General features: G+C 73.8%; 18 protein-coding genes. 9 read left to right on the top strand and 9 right to left on the bottom strand.

Going from position 1 to position 18,498, the window contains the following annotated elements:
- Nucleotides 1–52: 52 nt before the first annotated feature.
- Entirely contained in the window at nucleotides 53–955 is a 903-nt protein-coding gene (locus BKA22_RS00830; RefSeq protein WP_146952079.1) for an NADP-dependent oxidoreductase, read from the bottom strand.
- 111 nt (nucleotides 956–1,066) lie between these two features.
- On the opposite strand from BKA22_RS00830, the gene BKA22_RS00825 reads away from it, so the two are divergent.
- On the top strand, nucleotides 1,067–1,600 hold the full coding sequence (locus tag BKA22_RS00825) for a MarR family winged helix-turn-helix transcriptional regulator (RefSeq protein WP_146952080.1): 534 nt from the start codon (nucleotides 1,067–1,069) through the stop codon (nucleotides 1,598–1,600).
- Here BKA22_RS00825 and BKA22_RS00820 read toward each other — a convergent pair.
- Complete coding sequence (locus BKA22_RS00820) at nucleotides 1,588–3,042, bottom strand: CotH kinase family protein (protein ID WP_146952081.1); 1,455 nt, start codon at nucleotides 3,040–3,042, stop codon at nucleotides 1,588–1,590. The two genes, BKA22_RS00825 and BKA22_RS00820, sit on opposite strands and share 13 nt — an antisense overlap.
- Nucleotides 3,043–3,182: 140 nt before the next feature.
- On the opposite strand from BKA22_RS00820, the gene BKA22_RS00815 reads away from it, so the two are divergent.
- Nucleotides 3,183–3,887, top strand: coding sequence for an alpha/beta fold hydrolase (locus BKA22_RS00815; RefSeq protein ID WP_146952082.1), 705 nt, complete (start codon nucleotides 3,183–3,185; stop codon nucleotides 3,885–3,887).
- Nucleotide 3,888: 1 nt separating this feature from the next.
- Here BKA22_RS00815 and BKA22_RS00810 read toward each other — a convergent pair whose 3' ends face one another.
- Both BKA22_RS00810 and BKA22_RS00805 read right to left on the bottom strand, forming a co-directional pair.
- Nucleotides 3,889–4,731, bottom strand: coding sequence for a class II glutamine amidotransferase (locus BKA22_RS00810; RefSeq protein WP_146952083.1), 843 nt, complete (start codon nucleotides 4,729–4,731; stop codon nucleotides 3,889–3,891).
- Between the two features lie 124 nt (nucleotides 4,732–4,855).
- On the bottom strand, nucleotides 4,856–6,547 hold the full coding sequence (locus BKA22_RS00805; RefSeq protein ID WP_146952084.1) for a SulP family inorganic anion transporter: 1,692 nt from the start codon (nucleotides 6,545–6,547) through the stop codon (nucleotides 4,856–4,858).
- A gap of 219 nt (nucleotides 6,548–6,766) precedes the next feature.
- Here BKA22_RS00805 and BKA22_RS00800 point away from each other — a divergent pair, with 219 nt between their 5' ends.
- Nucleotides 6,767–7,432, top strand: a complete 666-nt coding sequence (locus BKA22_RS00800; protein ID WP_146952085.1) for an HAD family hydrolase — start codon at nucleotides 6,767–6,769, stop codon at nucleotides 7,430–7,432.
- Between the two features lie 57 nt (nucleotides 7,433–7,489).
- On the opposite strand, the gene BKA22_RS00795 is transcribed toward BKA22_RS00800, so the two are convergent.
- Together BKA22_RS00795 and BKA22_RS00790 are read right to left on the bottom strand one after the other, a co-directional pair.
- Nucleotides 7,490–8,224, bottom strand: a complete 735-nt coding sequence (locus tag BKA22_RS00795; protein WP_146952086.1) for an ABC transporter permease — start codon at nucleotides 8,222–8,224, stop codon at nucleotides 7,490–7,492.
- Nucleotides 8,221–9,225 carry an ABC transporter ATP-binding protein gene (locus tag BKA22_RS00790; protein WP_146952087.1) on the bottom strand — a complete coding sequence of 335 codons (1,005 nt, stop codon included), beginning with the start codon at nucleotides 9,223–9,225 and terminating at the stop codon, nucleotides 8,221–8,223. The genes BKA22_RS00795 and BKA22_RS00790 overlap by 4 nt, the downstream gene beginning before the upstream one ends.
- A gap of 110 nt (nucleotides 9,226–9,335) precedes the next feature.
- On the opposite strand from BKA22_RS00790, the gene BKA22_RS00785 reads away from it, so the two are divergent.
- The 4 genes from BKA22_RS00785 to BKA22_RS00770 all read left to right on the top strand — a co-directional run bounded on the left by BKA22_RS00785 (nucleotide 9,336) and on the right by BKA22_RS00770 (nucleotide 13,217).
- Entirely contained in the window at nucleotides 9,336–10,151 is an 816-nt protein-coding gene (locus BKA22_RS00785; protein ID WP_146952088.1) for a helix-turn-helix domain-containing protein, read from the top strand.
- A gap of 54 nt (nucleotides 10,152–10,205) precedes the next feature.
- The gene (rlmC, locus tag BKA22_RS00780) at nucleotides 10,206–11,339 is read left to right on the top strand and encodes a 23S rRNA (uracil(747)-C(5))-methyltransferase RlmC (protein WP_146952089.1); all 1,134 of its coding nucleotides are present in this window, start codon (nucleotides 10,206–10,208) and stop codon (nucleotides 11,337–11,339) included.
- A 43-nt stretch (nucleotides 11,340–11,382) separates the two neighbouring features.
- Nucleotides 11,383–12,108: a hypothetical protein gene (locus tag BKA22_RS00775; protein ID WP_146952090.1), complete on the top strand. Its 726-nt coding sequence runs from the start codon at nucleotides 11,383–11,385 to the stop codon at nucleotides 12,106–12,108.
- Between the two features lie 95 nt (nucleotides 12,109–12,203).
- Complete coding sequence (locus tag BKA22_RS00770; RefSeq protein ID WP_262926907.1) at nucleotides 12,204–13,217, top strand: methyl-accepting chemotaxis protein; 1,014 nt, start codon at nucleotides 12,204–12,206, stop codon at nucleotides 13,215–13,217.
- Nucleotides 13,218–13,230: 13 nt separating this feature from the next.
- Here the strand turns inward: BKA22_RS00770 and BKA22_RS00765 are convergent, their stop codons facing one another.
- From BKA22_RS00765 to BKA22_RS00755, 3 genes are read right to left on the bottom strand one after another with little or no spacing between them, the layout of a single operon-like run.
- Nucleotides 13,231–14,118 carry a DUF2705 family protein gene (locus BKA22_RS00765; RefSeq protein WP_146952091.1) on the bottom strand — a complete coding sequence of 296 codons (888 nt, stop codon included), beginning with the start codon at nucleotides 14,116–14,118 and terminating at the stop codon, nucleotides 13,231–13,233.
- Nucleotides 14,105–15,049, bottom strand: coding sequence for an ABC transporter ATP-binding protein (locus BKA22_RS00760; RefSeq protein WP_146952092.1), 945 nt, complete (start codon nucleotides 15,047–15,049; stop codon nucleotides 14,105–14,107). Before BKA22_RS00760 ends, BKA22_RS00765 begins: the two co-directional genes overlap by 14 nt.
- The gene (locus BKA22_RS00755) at nucleotides 15,049–16,302 is read right to left on the bottom strand and encodes a hypothetical protein (RefSeq protein ID WP_146952093.1); all 1,254 of its coding nucleotides are present in this window, start codon (nucleotides 16,300–16,302) and stop codon (nucleotides 15,049–15,051) included. Before BKA22_RS00755 ends, BKA22_RS00760 begins: the two co-directional genes overlap by 1 nt.
- Nucleotides 16,303–16,397: 95 nt before the next feature.
- Here BKA22_RS00755 and BKA22_RS00750 point away from each other — a divergent pair, with 95 nt between their 5' ends.
- Nucleotides 16,398–17,051, top strand: a complete 654-nt coding sequence (locus BKA22_RS00750) for a response regulator transcription factor (protein WP_146952094.1) — start codon at nucleotides 16,398–16,400, stop codon at nucleotides 17,049–17,051.
- Nucleotides 17,048–18,460, top strand: a complete 1,413-nt coding sequence (locus BKA22_RS00745) for an ATP-binding protein (protein ID WP_146952095.1) — start codon at nucleotides 17,048–17,050, stop codon at nucleotides 18,458–18,460. The genes BKA22_RS00750 and BKA22_RS00745 overlap by 4 nt, the downstream gene beginning before the upstream one ends.
- The last annotated feature ends 38 nt before the right edge of the window (nucleotides 18,461–18,498 follow it).

Raw genomic sequence — 18,498 nt, 5'->3', positions numbered from 1 at the left:
GTCGCGGGCCAGGTGGCGCGCGTCAGGCGTTGCGGGCCAGGTGGCGCGCGCGTCAGAGGGTGACGACGACCTTGCCCTGCGTGTGGCCGCCCTGCACGTACACGTGCGCGTCGGCGACCTCCGCGAGCGGGAACGTGCGCTCGACGCGGGGCGTGTAGGCGCCGTTCTTGCCGAGCTCGGCTGCGGCACGCAGGCGCGTGGAGTCGTTCTCGGCGCTGACGAGCCGGGCCCCGAGCGAGGCCGCGGTGTAGTCGGCGACCGTCACGACCTGCGCGGCGTCGCCGACGATCGCGACGAGGTCGGCGAGCGAGCCGGAGCCAGCGGTGTCGAACGCGGCGTCGACGCCCTGCGGGGCCAGCGCGGCCACCCGGTCGGCCAGGCCCGGGCCGTACGTGGTCGGCACGGCACCCAGGCTGCGCAGGAACTCGTGGTTGCGCTCGCTGGCGGTGCCGATGACGGTCGCGCCGCGGGCCACGGCGAGCTCGACGCCTGCGCTGCCGACGCCGCCGCCGGCACCTTCGATGAGCAGCGTGCGACCCTGCAGGTCGCCGAGCGCGTCGAGCGCGCCCGCGGCGGTGGCGGTCGCCAGCCCGGCGGCTGCGGCCTGCTCGAGCGACCAGGTGGACGGCACGGGTGCCCAGGCGGTCAGCACGGCCAGCTCGGCGGTCGTGGCGGCCAGGCCGCCCAGGCCCCAGACGGTGTCGCCGACCTGGACGTCGGTGACGCCCTCGCCGACCTCGTCGACGGTGCCCGAGGCGTCGCGGCCGGGGATCGCGGGCAGCGGCACGGGGTAGACGGCCTCGAGGTGGCCGGCTCGCAGCTTCCAGTCGATCGGGTTGACGCTGGCCGCGGCGACGCGGATGCGGATCTCGCCGGGGCCGGCGTGCGGCTCGGGGGCGTCCTCGACGGTCAGCACCTGGGGCTCGCCGAACTGGTGGAAGCGCGCTGCGCGCATGGGGTCCTCCTCGCTGGGTGCTCGCCGTGGCGGCACGATGACTTGCTACGGAAAGTCATCCTTCGTCGAATGACTTTCCGCGTCAAGTCATCGCGGCGTATCGTGACGCACATGACAGACGCCGACGAGCCCCGCTGGCTCACGCCCGGCGAGCAGCGCGCCTGGGTCGCGCTGGCCGGCACCGTCATCTGGCTGCCCGCCACGCTCGACGCCCAGCTGCAGCGTGACGCCGGGATCAGCCACGCCGAGTACCAGGTGCTCTCCTGGCTGTCCATGAGCACCGACCGCACACGCCGTATGAGCGAGCTCGCCGACACCGCCAACGTCACGCTGTCGCACCTGTCCCGGATCGTCGCGCGGCTCGAGCAGCGCTCCTGGGTGCGCCGCACGCCGGACCCCGCCGACGGCCGCTACACGCTCGCGATCCTCACCGAGGACGGGTGGCGCAAGGTCGTCGCCAGTGCCCCCGGTCACGTCGCCGCGGTACGCGAGCACGTGTTCGACCAGCTCACACCCACCCAGGTCGCCCAGCTGGAGGAGATCGGCGCGCAGATCTTCCGGCACCTGCGGCCCGACTGCGCGACCGGGCACGTGGCACCCGTCGATGCGGCGGCTGAGGCCGCGAGCCCCGGTCAGTCGGCGTAGGCGCTGATCTGCTCGGCCTCCGACGCGATCGTGCCGGAGTCCACCAGGTCGCTCGCTCCCTGCTCGAGCACCTGCTGCCACCGGGTCACCGTCTCCTCGAGCACGCCCGAGTCGTACAGGTCGGCCTGCAGGTCCGTGCGCGCCTGCTCGTACAGGGCCGTGAAGTCCGCGTTCGCCAGGAAGCGCTGCACGAGCGGGTTGTCCCCACCCGCCGCGGCACCGCCCGTGTCAGCACCGCCCGTGTCAGCACCGCCCGCGCCCGCCCCGCCGGGAGCGCCGCCCTCGCCCGACGGCCTGTCGGGCGCACTGTCGCCGCCGGGGCCGACGGGTCCGTCGGTGGGCATGCCGGCGGGCATGTCGCTGGGCATCTCGGTGGGCAAGTCGGTGGGCATGTCGGTCGGGAAGCCGCCGGGCATGTCCGTGGGTAGGTCGGTCGGCACCTCGCCGCCGCCTCGAACGCTCCCTGCACCTCCGGCACCCTGGGCGCCACCTGCGGCAGGGGAAGCACCGAAGGCCAGGTTGTGGTCCCACGCCACGCCGGTCGCCACGCCGGTTTCGCTGTCGACGTAGAGGTAGGAGTTGTTGCCGGGGCCGTCGATGTCGTCGAAGTTGTCGACCAGCTCCTCGAAGGCCAGGTAGCGGGCGAAGGACTCGACGTCGAGCAGCTCGGGAAGCCGCTGCGCGACCTCCTCGTCGGTGCCGTTGTTCACCAGGTCGAGCAGGGCGATCAGGGGCGCGTAGTCCTCCTCGCCCGCCTCGACCTCGAACGCCGTGCTGTAGTCGCCGTCCTCACCGCGCCACGACCAGTCGCCCTCGGCGTCGGCCTTGTAGAGCGTCCCCTCGGTGCCGGCGAAGTTCTCCTCGACCCAGGTGTCGTCGAGGTTCTGCAGCGTCAGTCGCAGCGTCTCGTCCCCGCCGTTGACCGAGAACCGGGTCGCGATCGCCTGCTCGGAGGCCAGATCCGCGTCCTCGAGCAGGTCCAGGGCGACGAACTCGTTGAGCGCGGTCCGGCTCGTGCTGGAGCGCACCACGAGGTCGGTCCAGCCGTCGAGCTCCTGCCCGTCGACGAACTTGTCCAGCCGGATCCGCCATGGCAGGTCCTGCGCCGGGGTGTCGGTCGAGATCTGCTTGAGCGAGGAGTTGCCCTTGAGCTTGAGGCCGACGTCGGAGAACGTCTCGCCGTCGATCGTCACGTCACCGCTGATCCACTCCTTCTCGCCGGAGTCGAGGTAGGTCCCGATCGTCGCCGCGACCGCGTCGTCGTCGACCTCGACCTCGATCGAGTGCACGGCGGTGGCGTCCCAGAGGCCGTCGGTCGCGGTGGCGCTGCGCTCGCCGTCGTCGGTGGTGCACCCGCCCAGCAGGAGTGCCGAGGTCAGGGCCATGGTCGTCGCGGTGGTCAGGGCTGTGCTGGCGGGCCGGGACGTGCGGGTGCGTGGCATGCGAGGACACCACCAGCAGCGCCTGGGTGCGCGCCCAGGTGGACCTGTGGGAGGCCTGTGCGCAGGCCCAGGTGCCGGCATGACTTCACGGTGACCGCTCTGGCCGGGCCGGTGTGGGTCCGCGTCGTTACCTTCGTGGCATGAACCTGCTCCTGATCCCCGGATTCTGGTTGGACGCGGCCTCCTGGGCCGGCGTCGTCCCCGCGCTCGAGGCCGCCGGCCACCGGGTGCGCGCGCTCACCCTGCCCGGCCTGGGCTCGGTCGACGAGGACCGGGCGGGCATCGGTCTGGCCGACCACATCGCCGCGGTCGTCGCGGAGATCGACGCGATCGGCGCCGAGGACGGACCGGTGGTGCTGGTCGGGCACAGCGGTGGCGGCGCGATCGCGCACGGGGCCGTCGACGCACGGCCCGACCGGGTTGCGCACGTGGTCTACGTCGACTCCGGCCCGTTGGGCGACGGCGGCGTGATCAACGACGAGCTGCCCGTCGTGGGCGACGAGATCCCGCTGCCGGACTGGTCGGTCTTCGACGAGGCAGACCTCACGGACCTGGACGACGCCCTGCGCGCGCACTTCCGGGCGATCGCGATCCCGCAGCCGGCACGCGTGGCCAGCGACAAGCAGGTGCTGCACGACCCCCGGCGGTTCGACGTGCCCGTCACGGTCATCGCCTGCGAGTTCCCGACCTCGACGCTGCGGGACCTGATCGCGCAGGGACACCCCTACGTGGCCGAGCTCGCCCGCGTCCACGACGCGACGCTCGTCGACCTGCCCACCGGGCACTGGCCGCAGCTGACCCGACCGGCGGACCTGGGGGCGGCGATCGTCGCGGCGCTCGCCTGAGTCAGGCGGTCGCGGCGGCGACGGGCGCGAACGGGGTCAGCTCCTCGCGGCCCTGCTCGATGCGCACGCACGTGCTCTCGGGCACCTCGCGCCACGCGCCGCGCAGGTCGCCGAGCGGTTCGGAGACCACGAGCCGCGCGCTGTCCGACAGCTCGTGCAGCGTCGGGTTGTCGGGGTACTGCTCGCGCAGCACGGCCACGTCGGTGCTGTGGAACAGCGAGCGCGAGCGGCCCTCGCTGGAGTAGCGGAACGCCCACAGCCGCTGCCCGTCGGTCGTGCACACCGTCATCTGCACGGGGAACGGCACGTGCTTGCGGGCGGCGGCCGCCTCCACGAACCCGACCGCACGGGCCACCGCGGCGGGCGGGTCCTGCTCGAGCCCGAACGTCAGGGCCAGGTAGAAGAGCACCTCGGAGTCCGTCGACCCCGCGATGAGCGGGAACAGCTCCGGGTCGACGGCCAGCACCAGGTCGCGCTTGTAGGCGTGGAAGTCGGACAGCACCCCGTTGTGCATCCACAGCCACGGTCCGTGCCGGAACGGGTGGCAGTTGGTCTGCTGCACGGCCGAGCCGCTGGACGCCCGGATGTGCGCGAGGACGACCCGCGCCCGGGCGTGCGCGGACAGCTCGCGCAGGTTCTGGTCGTTCCACGCCGGTTCGGTGCTGCGGAACAGCCCGGGCACGGGGGAGTGGTCGTCGTACCAGCCGACGCCGAAACCGTCCCCGTTGGTGGGCTCGGCCCCGAGGTGGCTGTGCAGCGACTGCATGACGAGGGAGTTCGCCGGCTTGTACAGCAGGTCCTCCACGAGGACGGGTGATCCGGTGTACGCGAGCCATCGACACATGTCGGCCTCCTTGCCGCGCGGTCCGTCCGCGGGACGCTGACCGGTCCGCACCCTCCAGCACAGCAGGGGTCGCGCGGCTTGTCGCCCGGTGCGGCACACCGCGTGCTCGGTCCCGGGCGGCGGCTCACACGTGCCAGGTGCGCCGGTACTCGCGGACGGCGCTGTGCACGGTCGGGAAGAAGTGGTCCGGCCCGAAGCGTGCGCCGACCCCGTACCGGACGAGGCGGTCCTTGACCGGGCCCTTCATCTCGGCGAACACCAGGTCGACGCCCAGCCGGGCCAGGTGGTCGTCGAGCTCGACGAGCTCGTCGATGGCGGTGGAGTCGACGCCGGTGAGCGGTTCGGCGGCCACGACCACCTGGTGCACGGGCGCGGGCGCGCCCTCGACGACATCGCGCACCCAGGTGTCGAACAGGTCGCCGTTGGCGAAGAACAGCGGTGCGTCGAACCGCACGATGACCAGACCGGGCACCCGCTGCCCCTCGGGGTGCCGGCTCAGGTCGTGGTAGCCGGGGACGCCCTCGAGGCTGCCGAGCTCGGCGCGGTACGGGTCCCACGCGTGCCGCACGAAGTCGGCCAGCGACAGCGCGATCGCCACGAGGATGCCGGGCAGCACGCCGACGAACGCCACGCCGAGGAAGGCCGCCAGGAGCAGTGCAGCCTCGGTGCGGCTCATGCCCACCAGCCGCACGAAGGTGCGCACGTCCACGAATGTCGAGGCGGCGGCGATGACGACAGCGGCGAGCGCGCTGGTCGGCAGCGTCGCGGTCAGCCCCGGGACGAGCACCATGAACGCGACCAGGGCCGCCGCCGCGACGACGCCCACGAGCTGCGTGCGGGCCCCGGCCTGCACGGCGACCGGGGTGCGGGACGCGCTGCTCGAGACGGGGAAGCCGCCGAGCAGTCCCGTCGCGGCGTTGGCCAGGCCGAGCGCGCCCATCTCCCGGTCGCCGTCGACGCTCTCGCCGCGCACGCCGGCCAGCGTCCGGGAGAGCACACCGGTGTCGGCGAAGGCGATGAGCGCGATCCCCGCGGCGGGGGCGACCAGGGCCAGCACGTCGTCGGACCGCACGCCGGCGAGCGCGGGTGCCGGCAACCCCTGCGGCAGGGCGCCGACCACGGGCACCTGGTCGGCGAGCCCCAGCGCCGCCGTGGCGACGGTGGCGGCGACCACCGCGATCGCGATGCCCGGGACGGGTGAGCGCAGCATGCGGGCGAGCACGATCACGGCGAGCGAGCCGACGCCGAGCACGGTGGCGGCCACGTCGAGCTCGCCTGCCGCCACCGCCTGGACGGTCTGACCGAGCTCCTCCCAGATCGAGCCGCCCGGCACGCTCACGCCCAGCAGCCGGGGCAGCTGCGAGGTGATCACGACGAGCGCGATCCCGTTGAGGTAGCCGACCCGGATCGGCTTGGACAGCAGGGCGGTGACGAACCCGAGGTGCAGCAGCCGGCCGATCACGAGCATCGCGCCCATGAGCAGCGCGAGCGTCCCGGCCAGCGCGACCGCCCGGTCCGGGTCGCCGAGCGCGAGGGGCAGCACCGCGGCGGCGATCATGGGCGCGAGCGAGGAGTCGGGTCCGAGCACCAGCACGCGGGACGGCCCGACGAGCGCGTAGACGGTCAGCGGGACGATCGTGGCGTACAGACCGGTGACCGGGGGCAGGCCGGCCGCCTGCGCGTAGGCCATGCCGGCGGGGATCGCGAGGGCGACGAGCGTCAGCCCTGCGGTGAGGTCGGCCCGCAGCCACGCGCGCTCGTACCGTCGGGCCGTGGCGATGCCGGGCAGCAGCCGGTCGAACCGCCCTCGGTCCATCCGGTCAGCGTAGGGCGGACCGGTGTCCCTCCGCCCGGCGACGGCTCGCCGCTGACGGTCGGGCGACGCGCCGATCGGTCCTGTCTCGTGGCCATGGTCCTGGGTCGTGGGGGTGAGATCGGTGGTCGGATGGTGCTGCTGACCCCGCACGGGCAACCTGGGGGGTGACCGGGAGGCGCGGGTCGACGGCCCGTCGCCGGGACGAGGAGAGGTTCGACGATGATCGTGCTCTGGGACCTGGACGGGACGTTGCTGCTGGACACCAGCCCGCAGGGGGGCGAGAGCGTGTTCGGGCAGGCGCTGAAGGACGTCAGCGGCCTCGACGACGTGGTGGTCCCCGACCGGCAGGGCAAGGTCGACTGGCAGATCCTCGACGAGATGCGTCGGGAGAACCAGGTCGGCGCCGAGCTGGCCGGCCCCCTGACGACGCGCTTCCTCGAGCTGTCGGAGCAGTGGTACACGACGCCGGAGAACGCGTGCGTCGCGGTGCCCGGTGTGATGGACGCGGTGCGGGCGGTGCACGAGCACGGCTGGAGGAACGCGCTGATCACCGGCAACTCCAAGCCGCGCGTGCGCGTGAAGCTGGCCAGTGCGGGCTTCGACCTGGACGCGTTCGACTGGGGTCACTCGTTCTACGGCTCGATCTACCCCGACCGTGCGGCGCTGGCCCGTGCGGCGCAGCGCGCGGTGCCGAACGGCGTGCTGGTCGGCGACACCGGCGGTGACGGCGTGGCGGCGAACGCCGGCGGGTTCGCGTTCGTGGCGGTGACCACGGGCGGGACGAGCGCGAAGAAGCTCTCGAAGTTCGGGCCGGTGCTCACGGTCGACGACTGGGCGACACAGCTCGAGGACTTCCTCGCGACGGTCAAGCGGCTAGCGAAGTAGCGGCCGGTCGACGGCGGTCCGCCCCTGGTGCTCCGGGGCGGACCGCCGACGTCGTCCTCAGGCCCTGCGGCGCAGCGCGGCCGACGCCGCCGCGACGCTGACGACGCACCAGACCGCGAGCACGACGAGCGACCGGCCGGGCACGTCGAAGGTGTCCTGCGCGAGCCCGGTGCGCATGAGCTGCGCCATGGGTTCGACGGGAAGCCACTCGTGCGCCTGCTGCAGCCAGCCGGGCATGCGGTCGGCCGGGTAGCTGACGGGGGAGAACAGCAGCACGACGAAGATCAGCACCTGCGTCATGAGCATGGCCAGCTGCGCGGGCAGCACGCTGGCCATGGCGTAGCCGACGGCGGCGGCCGTGAGCGAGACGAGCACGGCGGCGCCGACGATCCAGGGGGCGACGGACAGCGTCAGGTCGAACCGCAGCGCGCCGGCCACGACGCCGAGCACGGTGCCGGGCAGCGCGAGCAGCGTCCAGACGAGCAGGTCTCCGGCGAGGAACACCCAGCGCGGCACGGGCAGGGTGCGCAGCCAGTCGAGGGAGCCCTCGGTCTTGGCGGTGACGAGCATCTGCGGGGTCAGCACCAGGCCGACCGTGATGAGCGTGATCGTCGGGGCACCCGTGGCCAGGTAGAGGGCCGTCTGCGGGTCGGGCTCACCGATGAGCAGCCCGTAGCCGAGGATCGTGGTGATCGCGAGGAGGATCTGCACGATCACGAGCAGGGGCAGGAACTGCGCCTGGCGCCGCAGCTGCCACTGGGCGAACAGGCCGAGCTGGCGGACCGCGGTCATGCTGCGACCTCCGTCCGTGCTGCGCCTGGTGTGCGGGTGATGGGGTCGTCCTGGTCGTGCGTGTCGGTGTCGTGGCCGGTGCCGACCAGGCGGACGTAGACGTCCTCGAGCGAGGCGGGGGTGAGCGCGTACCGCTCGACGGCCCCCGTCTCGACGCGACCCTGCGCCCAGCGCACGACGTCGGCGGCGCTGGCGGCGACGACGGTGCCGAGCGCGCGCAGGCGTGAGGTACGACCGGGCGTGACGCCGTCGGGCCAGTCGGGTTCGGCCCCGGGGGCCAGGTCGAGCTCGATCGTCAGCTCGCCGCGCAGCGAGGCGGTCAGGCCTGCGGGGGTGTCGGCGGCGATCACGGTGCCGTGCTCGAGGATCGCGAGGTGATCCACGACCCGTTCGGCCTCGCGGACGTTGTGGGTGACGAGCAGGACGCCGGCGCCGTCGTCGGCGAGCGCGCGGATCTGGTCCCACAGCAGGCGGCGTCGGACGGGGTCGACGTCGTTGGTGGGTTCGTCGAGCACGACGAGCCGACCGGGGACGACGGCGGTCATGGCGAACGCGGTGAGCCGGGCGACCCCGCCGGAGATCTTCTGCGCCGGGGTGTCCGCCCACGGGCCCAGGTCGAGGGCGTCGAACAGGTCGGCGGTCCGGCGCACGACGTCGGCGCGTCGGCCTCCGCGGATGCGTCCGACGAGCTGCACGGCCGAGCGCGGCGTCAGGCCGGTGATCGGCACGTTCGCCTGCGCCTGGATCGAGGCGCGGCGGCGGGCCAGGTGCGGCTGGGCGACAGCGTCGATCCCGTCGAGCGTGATGGTGCCCGAGTCGGGGCGCACGAGGCCGACGACCTGGTTGACCAGGGTGGACTTTCCTGCCCCGTTGTGGCCGAGGAGGCCGACGACCTGGCCGGCGTCGACGTCGAGGTCGATGCCGTCGTTGGCCTGCACCCCCGACCCGCCTCGGTAGCGCTTGCGCAGCTCACGGATGGTGAGCACGGTCCCCGTCGTCATGCGTCCTCCTCGTAGATACCGATCGGTACATTCGAGAAGGTATCAGATGCCGGGCGGTAGATACCGCTCGTTCAGATACCCATCGGTACGAGGTTCTGTATCGTGTCCGCATGGCCCGCCGCACACCGGACGACGACTCCCTCAGCGCAGCCACGCGCGCGCTCGCCGACGCGACCGCGACGCTGAGCAAGATCATCGGCAAGCAGGTCGCCTCGGTCGGCACCGAGGTCACCGAGACCGTCGCCGCCTCCCTGCGCGAGGCCTCACGCGGCCTGGCCGACGCGTCCGAGTCCGTCGAACGCAGCACGCACGGCCTGCGCGCCGACGAACGCCGCCGGCAGAAGGTCGACCGCACCCGCGCGGACCTGCTGGCGGCGGCCGGCCGGGTCTTCGCCGCACGCGGCTACGAGGGCGCCTCGGTCGGGGACATCGCGATCGAGGCCGGGTACACCAAGGGCGCCCTCTACGCGCACTTCGGCTCCAAGAGCGCGCTGTTCCTGGAGTTCGCCCGCGTGACTCTGGAGCACGAGACCCGGGACGGGCAGGAGATCGACGACCTCGCCACGACGCTCGAGGCGTCGATGGCGGCCACCGTCGGCGACCCCGTCACGCTTGTGGCCCTCGAGATCATGGCCTACGGCATCCGGCACCCCGAGTCCCGGCCCGAGCTGGCACCCCTGCTGCGCGCGTCCTGGGACTGGATGGCCGAACGAGTCCGAGACGACCGCGTGCGGCGCGAGCGCAGGGCCGCCGGGGTCGCCGGGCTGCCGGCCGTGATGCCCGCACCCACCGCGCAGGATCGCGACACCGCGCTCGGGCTCGTCGCCTCGACGAACCTGGCGGTCATGTTCGGGGCGCTCGCGCACGACCCGTCGGAGGCGACCGCCGCCGGCTCGCGGCTCGTGCATCGGCTGCTGGAGGACTGAGACCCCACGGCCGGATGGCCCGTGGGGTCGACGCCCCGTCCGTAGACTCCAGGCGTGCAGTGCGACTACTACGACGCCGGTCGGTGCCGTTCCTGCACCCTCATCGAGCAGCCGTACGACGCCCAGCTGCTCGCCAAGGAGCAGCACTGCCGCGACCTCGTCCCCGGTGCCGACGTCGTGTGGCTGCCCCCGGTCGCCGGCCCGGAGCAGGGCTTTCGCACCAAGGCCAAGATGGTCGCCGGCGGCACGCTCGACGAGCCCACGCTCGGCATCCTCGACGCGGACGGCCGCGGCGTCGACCTGCGGTCCTGCGGTCTGTACCCGGCGGACCTGCAGCGCGCGTTCCCGGTGGTCGCCGCGTTCGTCACCCGGGCCGCGATCACCCCGTACGACGTGCCATCGCGGACCGGCGAGCTCAAGCACGTGCTGGTCACCCGCTCGCCGGACGGAGAGCTCATGGTGCGGTTCGTGCTGCGCTCGCAGGAGGCCGTCTCCCGGATCCGCAAGCACCTGCCCTGGCTGCACGAGGCTCTGCCCGCGGTCCGCGTGGTGTCCGTCAACCTGCTGCCCGAGCACCGCGCGGTGCTCGAGGGCGAGCGCGAGATCTTGCTCACCGAGGCCTCCACCCTGCGCATGCGGGTCAACGACATCGACCTGCACCTGCGCCCGCAGAGCTTCTTCCAGACCAACACCGACATCGCGGCGGCGCTCTACCGTCAGGCGCAGGCCTGGGTCGACGCGCTCGCACCGGCGTCCGTGTGGGACCTGTACTGCGGTGTCGGCGGGTTCGCCCTGCACTGCGCCCGCTCGGCGGCCGGCACCGAGCGCGACGTCGTCGGCATCGAGACCAGCAGCGAGGCCGTCGCCAGCGCCCGGCTCAGCGCGCGCGAGCTCGGGCTCACGCGGGTGCGCTTCGAGGCCGGTGACGCCACGGCCTTCGCCCTGGGCTCGTCGCACGCACCCGACCTGGTCGTCGTGAACCCGCCGCGCCGGGGGATCGGTCCCGAGCTGAGCAGGTGGCTGGAGGGCTCGTCCGTGCGGCAGGTCGTGTACTCCAGCTGCCACGCCGAGTCGCTCGCCCGGGACCTGGCCGCCATGCCCTCGCTGCGACCGAGTCGGGCCCAGCTGCTCGACATGTTCCCGCAGACCCCGCACTACGAGGTCCTCACGCTGCTCGAACGCCGCTGACCGTTCCCGGGACGGGCGGGCGATCCGTCGGTACGGTCGGCGGGTGAGCACGCCCGTCGTCGACCCGCTGCCGGAGGGTGCCTGGAGCGGGTCGGTCGCCACGACCGCGTCGGTCGCCACGGTCGCCCCGTCGGGACTGCCCGGCTTGCTCGTGCGGGGTGTCGTGGCGCTCGCCCTCCTCATCGGCTGGGTGCAGGTCTACGCCTCGCCGGTCGAGCGGGACCTGAGCGACCTGTACGGCGCGCTCGAGGCCGGGCAGGTGACCTCGGTGACGATCGAGCGTCCGCGGGAGGTCTGGTCGGACGGGCAGGGCACGTTCGCGGTGCGGTGGTCCGGGGCAGGGCGCCCGGGGTCCAGCACGTACCGGTACGAGGTCTCCAGCGACCCGGCCGTGACGGCGGTGGACCAGGGCGAGGTCATCGCCTCGCTCGCCGCGCAGTCCCCGCAGCAGGTCGACGTCACGTGGCACGCCGGGCCGTTACCCACCGGGCACGTCCCCCTGCTGGGTCCGCTCGGGGTGCTCGGAGGGCTGCTCGTCCTCGTGCTCGGCCCGCAACCGCGGCTCGCCACCCGATGGGCGTGGTTCTGGCTCGCGACGATCACGCCCGTGTGGCTCGCGTTCGTCGTGCTCGAACCGGTGCCCTTGTGGCGGCGCGTGCCGGCCCCCTCACGGCCGGGGCGGCTCACCGGTGGTTGGGCGTTCGTCCTCGTCCTGGTCCTGAACCCGCTGCTGACGGCCTTCGTGCCCGGGTACGCCGATCTCTGGTGAGCCCCTCGAGGACGGCGGATCCCTCAGCCGCGGTCACGGCGTGCCGATGATCCTGGACGAAGGTCCTGGTCCCGACCCGAGCGAGGAGTGCCCCCGTGCCCGAACGCGTCGTCTCGTTGGCCGCGGAGATCAGCGCGGTCACGGCGAGCAAGCTCGGCGGGATCGACCGCATGGCCACGAGCACGAAGATGCTCGCGCTCAACGCGCTGATCGAGGCGACGCACGCCGGCGAGAAGGGTCGCGGGTTCGCGGTCGTCGCGCGTGAGGTCGGTCAGGTCGCCGAGCAGGCTCGTGCGCTGGCCACCGCGCTGACCGACGAGCTCGAACCCCGGATCGAGAGCCTGACGGCTCTGGGCACCGAGCTGGTCGCGCAGGTGCGGGGGCAGCGGCTGGCCGACCTGGCGCTCAACGTCATCGAGCTGATGGACCGCAACCTGTACGAGCGCAGCTGCGACGTGCGCTGGTGGGCCACGGACTCCTCCCTTGTCGACGCGCTGGTCGACGCGCTGGCCGACCCTTCGGCGGCGGCGCGGGCGGGGGAGCGCCTGGCGGTGATCCTGCGCAACTACACGGTCTACCTCGACCTGTGGCTCGCCGACGCGGACGGGAAGGTCGTCGCGCACGCGGCGCACGGTCGCCCGGGCGTGGTCGGCGCGGACGTGTCGCACGCGCCCTGGTTCCGGGCGGCGATGGCCACGACGGACGGCGACGACTACGCCGCGCTCGACGTCGAACGGCACGCGGCCCTGGGGTCGACGGTCGCGACGTACGCGACCGCGGTCCGGGCCGGTGGTGCCACGCACGGGCGGGCGATCGGCGCGCTCGGGGTGTTCTTCGACTGGGAGCGGCAGGCGCAGGGGATCGTCGAGGGCGTGCGCCTCTCGCCCGAGGAGTGGGAGCGCACGCGTGTGCTCGTCGTCGGCCGCGACGGCACGGTCCTGGCCGCCTCCGACCGGCGCGGCGTCCTGGAGGAGCGGATCGACCTGCGCACCGGGGGACGGGCCTCGGGCTCCTACGAGGAGGGTGCGCGCACCGTCGGCTTCGCGGGCACGCCGGGGTACGAGACGTACGCGGGTCTGGGCTGGTCCGGGGTGCTCGTCCAGGGCTGAGCGCGTCCGCCCCTCAGGACGAGACGTCGGCCGTGGTGAACCGGCTCCACGCCAGGGCGCCGAACACCGCGACCCAGGCGGCCTGCACCGCGAGCCCCTGCCCGAGCACGTCCCAGCCGACGTCGATGCGCAGGAACTCGGCGAAGTCGAACCAGTGGTGCGTGAGCAGCCACGGCTGGATCGCCGAGAGCTGCGGGAGCGAGTCGAGCACGGAGGAGACAACCGCGACGACCACGGTCGCGGCCATGGCCCCGACCGGGACCTCGGTCAGCGTCGAGAAGAACAGCCCAACGGCGACCAGCCCGGTCAACGACAGCGCCACGTACCCGGCCACGCCGAGCATCCGCAGCACACCGTCGGCCAGCGGGACGGTCGACCCCGACAGCAGCGTGACGTCCGACCAGCCGAACAGCACCGCCCCGGTCACGAGCGCGACGAGCGTGACTGCCAGGACCGCGGCCAGCGCGAACGCGAGCGCGGTCACGGCCTTGACGAGCAGCAGCCGTGTACGGCCGACGGGGACGGCCAGCAAGTAGCGCAGGGTGCCGGCGGAGGCCTCGCCCGCGATCGCGTCGCCCGCGACGATCCCGACTGTCAGCGGCAGCAGGAACGGCAGGCACAGGAACAGCGAGGCCACCACGAGGAACAGCCCGTTGCCGGTCACCCGGGCGACGAACCCGGGCCCTTGACCGCCGAGCGCGGAGTCCTGCGTGAAGTAGAGCACCAGGCCGAGCAGCAGCGGCACCAGGGCGAGGCCGGTGAGCAGGGCGAGCGTGCGCTTGCGCAGCAGCACGAGCCGCAGCTCCGAGCGCTGCAGCCGCCACCCGGCGCCGCGGACCACGGGCACGGGCGGCAGCGCGGTGCCCGTCGCGGGCGCGGCGGTCGTGTCAGCGGGCGACATCGAAGCCCTCCCCGGTCAGCTCGACGAAGACCTGTTCCAGGCTCGGGGTGCGCACCTCGAACCCCACCAGCTCGACGCCGGCGTGCACGAGCGCCGCCGACGCCTTGGCCGGTGGCACCGGGCCGAGCGTCCCCGTGACCACGGCCCCCTCGACCGCCACCTGCTCGACGCCGAGACCGACGAGGACCTGGGCGGCCTCCGAGGCCTGCGACGTGGCCGTCGTGACGACGACGCGCGGGGCGCCGTGCTCCATGAGCAGCTCGCGCGGCCCCTGCAGTAGCAGGTGCCCGCGGCTCATGATCCCCACGTGCGTGCACACCTGCTCGATCTCGGCCAGCAGGTGCGAGGAGACGAGCACGGTCGTGCCCGCGGCCGCCAGGTCGCGCACCAGGTGCCGGACCTCGCGCGTGCCCTGCGGGTCGAGACCGTTGGTCGGCTCGTCCAGGATCATCAGGTCCCGTGGGCGCAGCAGAGCCGCAGCCAGGCCGAGCCGCTGCTTCATGCCCAGCGAGTACTGCCGGTACGGCTTGAGCGCCGCGGCGCCCAGACCGACCCGGTCGAGCGCGTCGTCGGTGCGACGTCGGGCGGTGCGCGGGTCGGCGGTCGCGTCGGCGGCGTCCAGCCGGGCGAGGTTGGCCCGCCCCGACAGGTACGGGTGGAACGCCGGACCCTCGACGAGTGCGCCGACTCGTGGCAGCACCGACGCGGCGGCCTGCGGCATCGGCCCGCCGAGCACCCACGCCTCACCGCTGGTGGGCCGGACCAGGCCGAGGAGCATGCGGATCGTGGTCGTCTTGCCCGACCCGTTCGGGCCGAGGAACCCGTACACCGCGCCGGCGGGCACGTGCAGGTCGATGCCGTCGACGGCCGTCTGGCCGGTGCCGGGCCGACCGAACCGCTTGGTCAGCCCGGCGGTGACGATCGCCTCCATCAGGCCGCCGCGCGCAGCGCCTCGGGGGCCACCGAGCCCACGAGCACGCGGCCGTCGTCGGTGACCAGCACCGACAGCAGGGTGGACGACAGCAGCCGGCCCTCAGGGACGGCGCTGGTCAGCTGGCTGTACAGCGCGGTCGTGTCGAGCTGCATGCCGTGACCGCCGTCCTCGTCGGAGGGCATGAACTCCCCGATGAGGTCCTGCGCGCTGTCCGAGCCGAACGTCTTCTCGACGGCGCGCCCGGCCGGGGTGGAGGTCGGGTCCCCGGCGAGCAGACCGGCCACGTCCACGTCCGAGAGCGTGACGACCGTGGACCAGCCCTCACCGGCGACGGCGACACCCTCCGGGAGGCCCGCAGCCGTGCCGACCGCGGGGGCGTCGGTGTGCTCGGGCAGCGGGACGACGACCTCACGGGTGCTCGCGCCGGCCGGGGCCGAGTACGTCAGCACCGCGTCGGACGGGGCGTCGTACGCGATGTCGGTGAAGCCGAGCTCGAGGGAGGGCGCCGAGCCGTCGGCCGTGCTCCACACCTGCACGCGCAGCGGCACCGAGGTGCGGGCGTCGACCGCCACGACGACCTTCGCGACCAGCGTCGCCGGGTCGTCCGGCGTGACGACGAGCTGGTGGGCCGCCCGTCCGGCGATCGTGAGCGACTCGCCCAGGGTCACCGTCGAGTGCTCCGAGGCGTGCTCGAGGATCTGCGCGGCCGCCTCCTGCGGAGTCGGCAGGTCGCCGGTGACCGTCGGGTCGAGCGCGTCGGCCATCTGCTGCTGTGCCGAGGCGTAGGCGGCCTGACCGGCGGCGTCGAGCGTGTAGTGCACGGACTCGTCGTCGGCGCTGGAGTACGTCCAGGCCTCCGGGCCGTCGCGCACCACCGAGTACTCGCTCGCGGTGCCCAGCAGCGACACCCGCGACCGCTCCGCGCCGTCGGTCCACACCCGCAGCGTCGACGAGCCGGACAGCAGGTCGATCGGGTCGGCCCCCGTCATCTCGTTGATCGGCAGCTCGGGGAGCCCGAGCCGCGCGGTGTAGACGACCGTGCCGGACAGCGGCGTCGGTTCGGCCTGCAGCACCGTCGCGACCAGCTCGGCCGGGTCGACCGGCGGCTGGACGGCCTCGCCCGCCGAGGCGAGCAGCGGCGGCGCGGCGAACGCGGCGGCCACACCGACGGCGACGACCGCCGGGACGGCCCAGCGGGCGCGGGTCGAGAGCGTGCGGGGGCGCGGTGAGGGAGCGGACGGTGTGCTCATGGCAACCACCCTGCCTGACGGTGCCTGAGGGGACGCTGAGAAGCCCCCGCGGCCGGTGCGGGGTGTGCGGCGCAGCCCGGTGGGATGCTGCGGGGGTGCGCGTGCTGGTGGTCGACGACGAGGTCACGCTCGTGCGCGCCCTGCGTCGGGGGCTGACCGCCGAGGGGTTCGCGGTCGACGTCGCGCACGACGGCGACACGGGGTTCGACCTGGCCGTGGACCACGACTACGACGCGATCGTGCTCGATGTGATGCTCCCGCGCCGCAACGGCTACGACGTGGTGACCGCGCTGCGCGCCGCCGGGGTCTGGACGCCCGTGCTGATGCTCAGCGCCAAGGACGGCGAGCACGACGTCGCCGACGGGCTGGACGTCGGCGCCGACGACTACCTGACCAAGCCGTTCTCGTTCGTCGTGCTCGTGGCCCGCCTGCGCGCGCTGGTACGTCGACCCGCGCAGGCCCGGCCGGCCGTGCTCCAGGTCGGCGACGTGGTCCTGGACCCTGCCACCCGCGAGGTCGCCCGTGCCGGCCGACCCGTCGAGCTCACCGCGCGCGAGACCGCCCTCCTGGAGTACCTCATGCGGCACGCCGACCGCGTCGTCGGCAAGGTCGAGCTGCGCGACCACGTCTGGGACGGGCCCGGTGAGGACGTCAACGTCGTCGAGGTCTACGTCGGCTACCTGCGCCGCAAGCTCGGCCGCGACGCCGTGACCACGGTGCGCGGCGCCGGGTACCGGGTGGGCGCGTGACCGGCCGTCCGTCAGGTGTGCGCGGCTGGTGGGGCCGGTCCCTGCGACTCCGCCTCACGGCGGTCACCGCCGGGCTGCTGTGCCTAGCGCTCGTCGCGGGCGCCGTCGCCCTCACCGCCGTACTGTCCCGCAGCCGCGTCGCCGCCCTCGACGACATCGTCCGCGCCCGCGCGACCACCGTGGCCACCCTGGCCGCCGAGGACCGCATGCCCGACGCCCTGCCCGTGGCCGAACCGGGCGAGATCGTCCAGGTGCTCGACGCCGACGGCCGCGTGCTCGCCACCTCACCCACCGCCAGCCGCACCCTGCCCCTGCTCCCGCTCACCGAGCTCAGCCGCCTCGCCGGCGACGTGCCCGCCGACCAGGTCGCCCTCGCCACGACGACCGCGTCCGGGTACGACGGGTCCGCCCGCGTGGCCGTCGTCGGCGTCGAGGTCGCCGGGTCGCCCGCGACCGTGGTGGCGAGCATGCCGCTGCAGGAGGTGCAGGGACTCCTGTCGGCGTTGCGCGTCTCGCTCATCGGCGTCGTACCCGTGCTCACCGCGCTGCTCGCCCTGGCCGTCTGGCTCGCCCTCGGACGTGCCCTGCACCCCGTCGACCAACTGCGCCGCGCCGCCGAGCAGGTCGCCGTCACCGGCGGCCCCGGCGCCCTGCCCGTGCCACGCGGCGACGACGAGCTGGCCGCCCTGGCCCGCACCCTCAACCGCATGCTCGACCGGCTCGAAGAAGCCTCCGCCCGGCAACGCAGCTTCGTCGCCGACGCCGCCCACGAGCTGCGCTCACCCATCGCCGCACTTCGAGCCGCCCTCGACGTCGCCCGGTCCCACCCCGACTCCTACGCGCCCGGCGAGCTCGTCGAGGAGCTCGCGGGGGAGGTCGCCCGCATGCAGGCGCTGGTCGACGACCTGCTGCTGCTCGCCCGCGTCGGCTCCCGGCCTCTGCGGGCCGCCCGGGTCGACCTGCGCGAGGTGGTCGAGCAGGTGCTTGCGGCTCCGGGGGCACCCTGGACGACGGTCGCTGCCGGGGTGGCTGGCGCAGCGGGCACCCCCGGCGTGACCGTGCAGGTCATCGGCGACGGCGTCGCGACGGCGGATGCCGGGGCACTCGCCCGTGCCGTCCGCAACCTTGTCGAGAACGCGGCGCGGCATGCCGCCAGCGCGGTCCAGGTCACGCTCGACGCAGGCCGGGTGATCGTCGACGACGACGGCTCGGGCATCGCCGAACCAGACCGCGAGCGCGTCTTCGAACGATTCGTGCGGCTCGACGACTCCCGCCAGCGCGGTGCGGGCGGCGCCGGGCTCGGGTTGGCGATCGCCCGAGAGCTCGCTCGCGAGCAGGGTGGGGACATCGCCCTGCAGCCAGCTCCTGCGGGCGGACTGCGCGCCGTTCTCACTGTGCCGCGCGGCTGAGCTGGGGCGATGCCCTCACGGGGAGGCTGGGGAAGGGG

The organism is Cellulomonas soli (assembly GCF_013409305.1).
GTDB lineage: Bacteria > Actinomycetota > Actinomycetes > Actinomycetales > Cellulomonadaceae > Cellulomonas > Cellulomonas soli.
This window is presented reverse-complemented; position numbering and strand designations above follow the sequence as displayed.